This is a genomic window from Bartonella sp. AP3QHHD (assembly GCF_042195765.1).
Lineage (GTDB): Bacteria > Pseudomonadota > Alphaproteobacteria > Rhizobiales > Rhizobiaceae > Bartonella.
In genome coordinates, this window is sequence record NZ_JBHIPC010000076.1 from 1 (window position 1) to 10,384 (window position 10,384).

The 10,384-nt window shown below is 36.6% G+C and carries 12 protein-coding genes and 5 pseudogenes; 8 read left to right on the top strand and 9 right to left on the bottom strand.

Features of this window, described 5'->3' with window-relative positions; all coding sequences use genetic code 11:
* The 5 genes and pseudogenes from ACFIL7_RS04310 to ssb form a co-directional block, all read right to left on the bottom strand.
* Positions 1–289, bottom strand: a 289-nt coding sequence (locus ACFIL7_RS04310) for a hypothetical protein (protein WP_375683393.1), incomplete at its 3' end; no start/stop codon positions are given.
* A gap of 507 nt (positions 290–796) precedes the next feature.
* On the bottom strand, positions 797–1,192 hold the full coding sequence (locus tag ACFIL7_RS04315) for a type II toxin-antitoxin system HicB family antitoxin (RefSeq protein ID WP_375633257.1): 396 nt from the start codon (positions 1,190–1,192) through the stop codon (positions 797–799).
* Complete coding sequence (locus ACFIL7_RS04320) at positions 1,189–1,389, bottom strand: type II toxin-antitoxin system HicA family toxin (protein WP_375633256.1); 201 nt, start codon at positions 1,387–1,389, stop codon at positions 1,189–1,191. Before ACFIL7_RS04320 ends, ACFIL7_RS04315 begins: the two co-directional genes overlap by 4 nt.
* Before the next feature lie 67 nt (positions 1,390–1,456).
* Positions 1,457–1,993, bottom strand: a pseudogene (locus ACFIL7_RS04325) (hypothetical protein).
* A 10-nt stretch (positions 1,994–2,003) separates the two neighbouring features.
* Positions 2,004–2,450, bottom strand: coding sequence for a single-stranded DNA-binding protein (ssb, locus tag ACFIL7_RS04330; RefSeq protein WP_375676807.1), 447 nt, complete (start codon positions 2,448–2,450; stop codon positions 2,004–2,006).
* A gap of 188 nt (positions 2,451–2,638) precedes the next feature.
* On the opposite strand from ssb, the gene ACFIL7_RS04335 reads away from it, so the two are divergent.
* Both ACFIL7_RS04335 and ACFIL7_RS04340 read left to right on the top strand, forming a co-directional pair.
* The gene (locus ACFIL7_RS04335) at positions 2,639–2,920 is read left to right on the top strand and encodes a type II toxin-antitoxin system RelE/ParE family toxin (RefSeq protein ID WP_004856694.1); all 282 of its coding nucleotides are present in this window, start codon (positions 2,639–2,641) and stop codon (positions 2,918–2,920) included.
* Between the two features lie 16 nt (positions 2,921–2,936).
* Positions 2,937–3,230 carry a HigA family addiction module antitoxin gene (locus ACFIL7_RS04340; RefSeq protein ID WP_375633253.1) on the top strand — a complete coding sequence of 98 codons (294 nt, stop codon included), beginning with the start codon at positions 2,937–2,939 and terminating at the stop codon, positions 3,228–3,230.
* A 150-nt stretch (positions 3,231–3,380) separates the two neighbouring features.
* On the opposite strand, the pseudogene ACFIL7_RS04345 reads toward ACFIL7_RS04340, so the two are convergent.
* The 4 genes and pseudogenes from ACFIL7_RS04345 to ACFIL7_RS04360 all read right to left on the bottom strand — a co-directional run.
* Positions 3,381–3,856 (bottom strand): annotated as a pseudogene (locus ACFIL7_RS04345) (hypothetical protein).
* 294 nt (positions 3,857–4,150) lie between these two features.
* Complete coding sequence (locus ACFIL7_RS04350; protein ID WP_375635026.1) at positions 4,151–4,780, bottom strand: hypothetical protein; 630 nt, start codon at positions 4,778–4,780, stop codon at positions 4,151–4,153.
* 488 nt (positions 4,781–5,268) lie between these two features.
* Entirely contained in the window at positions 5,269–5,442 is a 174-nt protein-coding gene (locus ACFIL7_RS04355; RefSeq protein ID WP_375618721.1) for a hypothetical protein, read from the bottom strand.
* A gap of 194 nt (positions 5,443–5,636) precedes the next feature.
* Positions 5,637–6,097 (bottom strand): annotated as a pseudogene (locus ACFIL7_RS04360) (crossover junction endodeoxyribonuclease RuvC); the annotation flags it as partial.
* Between the two features lie 454 nt (positions 6,098–6,551).
* Between ACFIL7_RS04360 and ACFIL7_RS04365 the strand changes: the two are divergent.
* The 6 genes and pseudogenes from ACFIL7_RS04365 to ACFIL7_RS04390 form a co-directional block, all read left to right on the top strand.
* Complete coding sequence (locus tag ACFIL7_RS04365; RefSeq protein ID WP_375618720.1) at positions 6,552–7,202, top strand: helix-turn-helix transcriptional regulator; 651 nt, start codon at positions 6,552–6,554, stop codon at positions 7,200–7,202.
* Positions 7,203–7,333: 131 nt separating this feature from the next.
* Positions 7,334–7,495: a hypothetical protein gene (locus ACFIL7_RS04370; RefSeq protein ID WP_375633260.1), complete on the top strand. Its 162-nt coding sequence runs from the start codon at positions 7,334–7,336 to the stop codon at positions 7,493–7,495.
* Positions 7,496–7,580: 85 nt separating this feature from the next.
* Entirely contained in the window at positions 7,581–7,706 is a 126-nt protein-coding gene (locus ACFIL7_RS04375) for a hypothetical protein (RefSeq protein ID WP_375618719.1), read from the top strand.
* Between the two features lie 228 nt (positions 7,707–7,934).
* Positions 7,935–8,594 (top strand): phage antirepressor KilAC domain-containing protein, encoded by a 660-nt coding sequence (locus ACFIL7_RS04380; protein WP_375633259.1) that lies wholly within the window; start codon positions 7,935–7,937, stop codon positions 8,592–8,594.
* Positions 8,595–9,435: 841 nt separating this feature from the next.
* A pseudogene (locus tag ACFIL7_RS04385) lies at positions 9,436–10,217 on the top strand (ERF family protein).
* Between the two features lies 1 nt (position 10,218).
* Positions 10,219–10,384: pseudogene (locus ACFIL7_RS04390) on the top strand (exonuclease); the annotation flags it as partial.

A 10,384-nucleotide genomic window follows, 5' to 3' on the forward strand; every position in this document is an offset into this window, starting at 1 on the left:
TGGAAGCTTTAGGTGTTTTGGGTTGTTCGAGTGGAATTTCCTCGGCTGCTGATTCAGTTGATGTTTGTACGGCTTCTTGTTCTATCTGCTTAATGTGTTCAATTGTCTTGTCGGGTTTTATTTTTATTTGAACATCAACAAAAGGTTTAGCAGCATTTGCACGCTTGAGACGTGCGTAGACTTGATTGGAAACTTCAACAAATGGATTATTGGGTGTTGATGGTTCAAAGCGAACAGTGCTTTTATTGTCTCCAACAACACACATTGGCTTAGTGATGACAGCTTTCATCATTGCTCCTTTTGAGTCATAATTAATGACATCATTAGTCAAATATTGATTTTTATTCTGTGAAAAATTAATTAGCCAGAATTAGCAAGAAAACAGGGCTTTCTAGCCACGCTTCAAGTTCACATTTTGCTGAATTTTTGGGGATATTTTTGAATTTTAGACACAATACAACTAGTGCAGTGGCGTCATTAAATACGATTTTTTACACTATGTCAACAAAAAAATCATGATCTTGTATTTTTTTATTTTAAAATAGAATATATAGAATTTTCTAAAACATTTTAGATTTTATAAATTATTGTGAAATTATTATAGGAGGGAAAGGCAATGACAGGTTCAGAAATATTAGATGCCATGTATATAGTATCAATGATAGTTATATCCCTCTTAACTATAGCGTTTTGTTTGCCTGCCGCCTTTTGATTTTCATTAATAGTTTGCGGATCATATGCAATCACACGCTTTTGCAAAAAAATCGAGAGTGAGAAATTTTTCCAGATTGATGAGCTAAATATTAAGCTCGTGACGGGCTGCTGTTGCCAAAAAAGCAGATCTTGTTAAACCTCTCTTTTGTGCACAATTATCAATTGCACGTAAAAGCCCTCGTTCAATTGATATATTTGTGCGTATGACTTCTGAATCATTTTCAATAAAAGGAACTTGTATTAAAAAAGCTCCTTCTGACAAAGCTGTTTTGACAGATTCCCGTTGTATGACTTCTTCAAATTTTGAAGGAATAGGCACTCTATCTACATCTTCACAATAAAGTTGGAGTGCTTCTGTTGCATTTGCTATTAAATTTTCTTCCTCATCAGCAGCAGAAAAAAGTCCCTCAAAATCAGGAAACTGAACACCAAAAGCAGAGTCTTCATCTTTATGAACAAGAGCAAAAAATCTTTTCATTCTTCTTCTCCTTCTTTTAACCAGCCTGCTTGTTGTGCGATAGAACGTGCTGTACCAATCGGAAGATTTTTTTTAGGATGTGGAACGATAACAACCTTATCATCTTTTTTTAATTTATGATGAGAACCTTTCACTTTGATAAGTTCAAAGCCATCACGCTTTAATTTTGTAATGATTTTTCGGCTATCTTGTTCCATTCCCTAAACTCATGATGTGTAAATATATACACATTTTAATGATTTTTCATCTGATGTCAATTCTTTTTTAACGGCTAAAGTGCTTATAAAGCGCATTAAGAGCAATGCGCAATGAAAGCACAAGGTGTGGTAGTGATTGATCTTCTATGACAAGATACTGTAATGCGGCATGAAGGTTATATTGACGGTGTAAACATTGAGCTTCTTGAACAACATCTTTTACAGCTAAAAGACGTTGTGTTGCCTTCTGTACCCATTTCTCTCTTGCTCCGTTATCAGAAGTTGTAGGCATTTCATCATAAATTGCATTAGGCAATCCTTTTGCACATAGGTAATTGTTTTTCACTTCAAGATATTTTTGCGCAGCATCATATTGGTCTTAATTGATTTCGCCTTGCAAATAAAGCCGCCCGATATAGGTACTGGAAAGTGGATTTTTAGCCTCTTCTATGGTCAAGCCAAAGCGTTTGGCACGCATTTCAATTGCCAATTTATCAATCGGTTCACGCGGTATTTTTGCTCGCGAGATACGACCATTGGGTTCTCTGATACATCCATTAATACGAGGACGTCCACGTTTTGTACGTTTTTTTCTTTTTGTCATATGTTATCAATCAGAATGGGATAGCATCATTAAGAGATGCGCCATGATCAGCAGCACCTGAAGCAATAGCATAATTTTGAGAAGTAATGGGTGAAGGGAATGCCGATTGCTCTTTTTTGGCATCAAGCAAATACAACTCGCCTTTGAATTGTGGTAAGATAATCTCTGTTGTGTAACGGTCATGCCCATTTTTATCTTGCCATTTGCGTGTTTGTAATTTTCCTTCTACGTAAACTTTTGAACCTTTGTTGAGATATTGAAGTGCAATTTTTGCTAAATGTGGATTAAAAATCACAACTGAATGCCATTCAGTTTTCTCTACTTTTTGATTGGTTTTTTTATCTGTATAGCTCTCAGAAGTCGCTATACTAAAATTGACTATTTCTGCTCCAGAAGTCATGGTTTTGCTTTCGGGATTAGCACCAAGGCGTCCGATTAATGTCACTTTGTTTAGCATGTTTTAGTTACCTTAAATTTGTATTTTAATATGTAAAAAATCTTAGCATAATTTTATTATTTTTTCAATTATTTCAAAATGATAATATTGTTTTTTAATATATAAAATTATGTTTTAAGGCGCCCTTTGATAAATAATCAATTGACATAAATGCATGGTGTATAGTATCAAGTATCAAGAGGGTATATATGGCAATCGTTAGTTTTAAGCATAAAGGATTGAAATTATTCTTTGAACGAGGAGTCTGCAAAGGCATACAACCCGCGCATGCTAAAAAATTAGCAAACATTTTAGTAATTTTAGATACAATATCCGCGCCTGAACAAGTTACTCTTAAATCGTATCGTCTACATGCGCTTACGGGCGATTTAAAAGGTTACTGGTCAATGCGTGTCAATGCAAATTGGCGTGTTACCTTTCGTTTCATTGGGACAGACGTTGAACTGGTTGATTATCAAGATTACCATTGAGTTTTGAGGTGTTATTATGATGTACAATCCTCCACACCCTGGCGGCATTTTGAAAGAAGAATTGCTTAATGAATTAGGGTTAACAGTAACAGAAGCTGCAAATCGTCTTGGTGTTGCACGTTTAACTTTATCCCGCGTCTTAAACTGTCATGCAGCGATTAGCATTAATTTAGCTTTACGGTTAGAAAAAGCGGGTTTAAATGATGCGGAATTCTGGCTTAAATTGCAACAAAAGTATGATTTGTGGCAAGCTCGGCATAACAGCCCAATCCCACATATTTCACCTCTAGAGCAAGTAGGGCATCTTTAAAAATACTTAGTCCATCTTTCTTCACACCTAGAGGTCATGTTCTTTAAAATCAAGCAACCCACGATAGTTTTTTATGCTCTTGTTGATTGCATCTATGAACGTTGAGAAGAGACAACGTAATCTGAACAGTTTTATAAAATCGGAATTTTACTATGGCTTTTTAACTGAGCACTGTAGTGTGTAATAGATATGTTTATTAAATTGCGTGTACGTAACATAAGAAACAATACACAAACTAAAAAAGAATACCAAAGAGCAATATCTGAGTACCAAAGTACAGTATCCAATGGAAAAGAAAGCTTATACTCCACGTACTTAGAAATAATAGGCAAAGAAACAATTTCCTTATAACTATTTGGGAAAATTAAAACGATAAGCGCTAAACTTATTAGCTTTAAAAGTCTGTGCATATACTGTTGTAAATCACGTGTTAGTTTCACCCAACCTGTTGTATCATCATCTTTATATTTTGGAGTGTTCTGCAACTCAAAAGGAATATGAGAATTGCATAAAATTGCAAAAACCGCTGTGACTATTACCAAAGAAACAGATGCAAATGTCAAAATACTTTGAATAAAGTAGGGATTTTTTTTAATTCCTAAAAAACCTCTGCTCCATCCCCCCAAGGAACATAACCAACAGCTGTTGCAACAAACTCTTTTTGCATTGGTTGTTTACGCTTTTTTAAGAACAGGTCTTTTAATATTCTCATGTTTTTAGTCCATAATTTTACCAATTGGTCTATTTACCTCAAATCAGACCGTACAGAGCGTTTTGTGTTTTTAATTGTAGTAAAAAAACTTCAAATCTCTTTGTACGGTGCCTTTTTGTCGGTTTAAACACATATCTAATCCCAAAATGATCAGCGCTTTTCACTAGTTTACTAACCTGCAATGTATTTCACTGTTCCCCAAGACCATTTAAATTCCTTCAAGCTTTTGCTTTTCAACCAACGTGAGTGGTTTTGAATTCTCTCTCATTGCCTTTTCTTTCAGCCTTTTTTCACGGGTGTTCAAAACAGCCTTGCGTACACTTTCGGCTTTTGAAAGAAGGGTGTTTTCTACTGTCTGGTAATAAGTTAAAAGCTCTCCACAAGTTGGCATAAATGTTTTTGATATCCCAATTGCTTGACCCGTTACGATATTTTCGACGCCCTTTTTCATAGCATATGACGAAATGCGGTCCAGCATCATGCCATAGGATAAAACGACGGCTTTGGCGTCTGTATTCGCAGGAACTCTCATGCTTGAGAGTAGGAAAGAAGTTTGCTCAATTTGATTAACTGAAGCTTTCACAGAAAGCAACGCTTGTAGATGATTCAAGCATCTAAGGTTTGCGCCTCCTCCTGTTTCGTCAATGTATTCCCAGCTTTCAGCGTCAATGGATGCCCCGGACTGATCATTTCCATAATCTTCTCCAGATGAGAGATGATCTCTGAGTTCGTTGAAGCCCTCTGCAAACTGTTCTGTAAAAGTTTTATGAGTGAATTTTCCATAATGACCACCTAACCGTTTTTCCTGTTCTAATCTTGCTTTTTTCTTTTCTAGCATTCCGATAGGACTTGTGACCCAATTGTACCAAGTCCTTTACCAATCCCGTTTGTTTGCATTTTTATTTGGATTTGCTATCCAGTAATTTGTGAACCGTTCGAACTCTAACAGCGCCTCATCATGGGTTAAGCCTTTATCGATTGCGTATTGCAAATTAGGTTCAAAATCCTCAGGTAAGAGAAAATCATCTTTTGATTTAGTCCGCTTCGCTTTTTGGGGAACGTTCTTTTGCTTGTGATTGGGAGGTTGGTTTTCTACATCCGTTGTGATTTGCTCTGGTTGGCTTCCGCAAGCATAAATCTCTATTGACTCATGAACCTGTTCGTTTGTTTCTAAATTTTCAGAACAAATTTCTTTTTTGCTAATACGATAGTATTAGTTTTTTATTATAACTGTTATTGTTTATGTTATATATGGGCATCATTAAGCATTGCTTTAGCATCGTTAAGCATACCACAAGCATCATTTGTATGTTTATCCCATCTTGCCTACGCTGCTTTCTTTGCTCTCTCTGATAACGTCTTTGACCGTGACGTCTTCGATACCTTCTCTAAACTCTCATTAGAGTTATTGAGTTCTTCTTCAACTTTTAAACTCCATAAACACCCATCGTCTAAACGTTTGATATGACCTGTGCTTATTAAAACTTCTAACGCTTTCATAAACATTTTTACTGAACAGCCAGTGTAATCAGCCCGGACCTTCATATTATTAAAAGTGGTTTTCCAGTATAAAGCATTTGCAAGCGTAACTTTATGTAAACTTTGCACTCAAAGGGAGATAAACAAGCAAGATCAAGAATCCATTTATCTGCAAATAGCCTCCGTCCACGGTAATTTATTGGACATGTATACCCCCCTTCTTTCATTAAATATAAAATTGCTAAAGCATCTGCTTCGTTGTCGTCTTTAGGCGTATGTCCTTTTGCACACACCGCCTTAATCATTTTTTCTTTTGAGGCGTTACCTTTTCCTGTTGTTGCCTTCTTAATTGTGCCAACAGGAATGCCTTCATATGGTATCTGATGATGTTCACACCACGCTGTTAAGGTTGCTAGAAAGCCCCCGTAAATATGAGAAGCGTCTGTACCTACATGCCGGCGTACCTCTTCAAAATACACTGCGTCAATTTCATCAACGGACCTTTTTAGTTCAGTAAGCCACCGTTTAAAGCGTAAATAACGCATACCACCGCCTTCAAAACGGCGTGATTGAAAATCTTCTGTATCGCTTGTTATGTGACCATCAGCACCACGATCGCCCAGCCTGTCTTGGTCCCTAGATCAAGACATAAAATAGTTGGTGCGTTAGTGATCATAATCCCCCCTTAAGGCACTACGTATTTATGCGTGCGCATGGTGACGCGTAATCTATTAATTTTGTCTCTTTATTTAATGCCTGTTTAAGAATGTGAATGATGCTGTTGATGTTCATTACTATCTGTAGAAGCAGCAATAAAAGCAGATTGTAAGATAATTTAGAATCACATGATTGCGTCCTATAAAAAAACGAGAAAAAGTCTTCTGCCTTAATCGGTGCTCCAATTCTTTTAGCTTCATTCAAAAGAATTGGGATATGTTTTGTTGGAATTCTTCCACCAGTTCCACCTTTTGATATAGGACGGAACCAGGCATACACGCGTGTTCTATGAACCCCAAGCAGCTGAGATACTACCCTACGAACCCCACCTAACAGATTTATTATTTCCGAAGATTGTTTCATAGTACATTATGTAGCGATTATAAAAACAATGTTAAGAAAGAAAATTAATAATGAAACCACATGTTGCTAAATTAGAAAATGACGATTGTATACAACGTACCTACAATAAAGATATGACAATAAGTATCTCACAATGGTTGCAAAATGCCTTATCTGAAGCTGGATTAAGCCAATCAGAGCTTTCAAGACAGCTAACCGCTTCTTTAGGTCGCTCGATAGATCGTGCTGCCGTCAATAAAATGCTAAAAGAAACAAGAGATATTTCTGCTCGAGAATTATTAGAAATATCAAAGCTTACCGGTGCTTCTATTCCTCCTAATCACTTAGTTCCTTTGATTGGATCTGTAGGAGTCGGAGGAGAAATAATCGCAATAGATTCTGGTTGTCTAGAAGAAGTAGAAGCCCCGCCATCTGCTCCTAAAGGAACTGTTGCTGTTCGCGTGGTAGGTGATTCTATGTTTCCAGCCATTGAAGAAGGAAGCCTTCTTTTTTATTCCTATCATTTGCCACCAGAGGATCTTATTAACAACCGCGCTATCATAAAAACTAAATGTGGAAAAGTTTACATCAAAGTATTACGTCTCGGGAAAGAAAAAGGGAAATGGGTTTTATCCAGTATAAATGGAAAATATGCTGATATCGTAGATGTAGAATTAGAATGGTGTGCACCTATCGACTGGATTAAACCAGCCAGAATATGAATTAATATTTTTATACTTCTCTTCAAGAAAGCCTTTAGTTTATTACTTTTAAAAAAATTTTTAAAATCGCTACATTGGTATCCATAAACCACGCACAAACAATCGCCAAGAGGTGTTAGGGAGGGGAAATTATGGATAAGCAAATTCTTATAAATTCTGATAAAATTTTATTAGTTGTCTATAATGATGATCAAAACATTGGTCGGTCAGGACCACTTGATGAAAGCCAAGTTCTAAAAATTATTGACGAGGCAAATAATGAAATCCAAATCTTTCGCATCAATCCTTCTTAAAAGAGCTGCGAAGATATATCTGAAGATATCGCAGAATTTTATCTTAGAGAACGTGAAGAACAGTGTTTTAACGGAAACATACCTCATGACGTTATTTTATACATCACAGCATACGTTTTTTTTAGACGATATAAAACAGCATGAATATGACGATGCAATGTATGATTCTTACGAACAACAACACCGTTTGCATCCTTGTGATGTGCTTTAAATTCTGAAGGGCGCATTTAAAAGCGCCCCCCTTTCATTCATCAATCCCATCAACATGAGGTTCGTAATGGAAAAGCCTATTGCTATCCAGCACAATACAATCAAACACGAAACCGTTCAAACGGTCAACGCACGTGAGTTACATGAATTTTTGGAAATAGGGAAAGATTTCTCTACTTGAATTAAGGATCGTATTCATCAATATGAATTTGAAGAGGAAAGTGATTTTATAAAAACACAAGATTTGCGGTCCACAAAATTGGGGAGCGCAAAATCTAGAGCTGTTACAGCCATAGACTATCACCTCACATTAGACATGGCAAAAGAGCTTGCCATGGTAGAGCGTAATAAAAAAGGTAAACAAGCCCGTCAATATTTTATTGAATGTGAACGGCGTGCAAAGAAACCTTTAGACCTTGCAAACGCTTTAGAAGACCCTCTCTTTGTGAAAAAAACTGCTTTTAGAAAGTGTCACACAATTAGAGATTTTAAAAGTGAAGTGAGTATCCTTAAACCCAAAGCAGCTGCTCTTGAAAGTTTGCAACGTCACAACGGACTCTTCGGTCTTACAGAAGCCGCTAAAATACTCGAGATACAACCAAAACAATTCATTTTCTTCTTACAGCAAAAAGGGTGGTTTTACAGACGAGCAGCAGGTGGAAATTTGCTACCGTATCAAGACAAAATCCAAAAGCAACTTATGGATTGTCCGACCATCACACTTCAAACCGCAAATGGAATAGAAAAAGTTGTACCAGCAGCAGAAGGCATTGGTTTGCTGTTTCAAGAGCTTATAAAGACAAAGCATGCATTAAGAGCAACAATCATGGAAAAGAAATACGAAATGACTGATGAAACAATAGAGTTTGCTGGAAAAACTCTTCACTGAATTAAAGCCTTAAGAGATTTTGATGCTGTTAAAGCAGGAGACCTAGGCGGCTTTATACAAAAAGAAGACAACCTCAGTCATGATGGTAATTGCTGGGTAGGTGATGATGCAAAAGTTTATGGTTATGCCAAGGTTTTTGGTGATGCTTATATTGATAACATTTCTGGTATTTATGAAAATGCATGTGTTTTTGGTAGTGAATCTGTTACCAGAGAAACTAATATTTTTGGCAATGCGCAGATTTTTGGACATATTCGTGTTTTTGCCAATGCACAAATCTACGAAAATGCACAGGTTTCTAGTGTTGCATTTATTAGTAGAAAAGCTAAAATTTATGACAGTCCATTGATTTCCATCAGAGCAAAAGTTGGAGGAAATGCCAAAATCTATGGTTATGCATTTATTCAGGGAACGCAGAGATCATCAATGATGAAATCATCACAAAGGGCGAGAGGCAATAAACCATGGAAAAAAATACGAATTTACTGATGAAATAGACATTCTCTATCGTCGCCCAGTTCGTTGCATGCGTGCACTGAGAGACTTTGGAAACGCTTGTGTTGAATCCAATGCACATATTTTCGATAATACGCAAGTTTACGGAATAGCCGAAATTCACGGCAATGCAATATTTGTGAAAAAGCTCATATTGGTGGTGATGCTGTTGTATGTGGTAACACATGTATTTCAAGCAACACATATATTAGTTATAATAGAAAAGCCGAGAACATATCCCTAGGAAAAGACAGAGCGTATAAGCCCTTTCTAACAGCCAAACCAGCCTTTTAAAACATGCGTGATTCACGCCACACGTGAATTGCGCGTAATGGAGGAAATCAAAATGAGTGAACAAAACACTAACCTAATAGAAATTGAAGAAACACATCATTTAGCCGTTGAACAAACTGCTATGGAATGTATTTTAAATAAAGCCTTAGAAAGTGACGTCAGTATTGACCGCTTAAAGCGTCTTCTTGATTTAAGAGAAAAAGAAATAGAACGACAAGAGCGCCAAAACTTTGTCCGTGATCTTTCGGCTATGCAAACAAAATATCAAAATATTGAAAAAACTCTACAATCACCCATACAAACAGCAAATACGCTATGCTTGATCAGTACATTGATACTGTAAAGGACGGGTTTGCAAAATACAACTATATTAAACATTAAACAGAAAAAAACGTTACCATAGAAATAATTCTGTCTCATCCTTCAGGAAATCAAATCTCAACAGAAGGAACATTTCCAATTGACAGTACAGGCTCTAAAAATAACATACAATCAGTTAGTTCTACACTTACCTACGCACGGAGATACCTGTTAGGCATGCTTCTTAATGTAGCAAGTAAAGAAGACGATACAGATGGTCAACCGCAAATCAAAGAAGGCGATACAAATAATCAAAAAGTTTCCTCTAAACAGATAAAGCAAATCGAAGAATTAATTAAAGAAACAGGGACAAATGAAAGTAGTCTTCTTTATTTTGCAGAAGCAGAAAAACTAACAGATATGTCTTGTAAAAAAGCAGAATTGGTTTTGGGGCATTTGGAAAGAAGAAAAAATATTCAAAAAGAAAAAGCTCTACAATCGCTCCCATCACAAGAGCAACAAACAGCGGTGTGAGATGGAACAAAGAACAGCAGAATGGTTCCAAGCGCGCTTGGGTAAAGTCACCGCATCAAATATTTACAGCGTACTCAGTAAGACAGCAAAAGGATTGCCTACGAGCAAATATGAAGACTACAAAATCAAACTCATAACAGAGCGCTTAACAGGCGAAACAAGCCCTT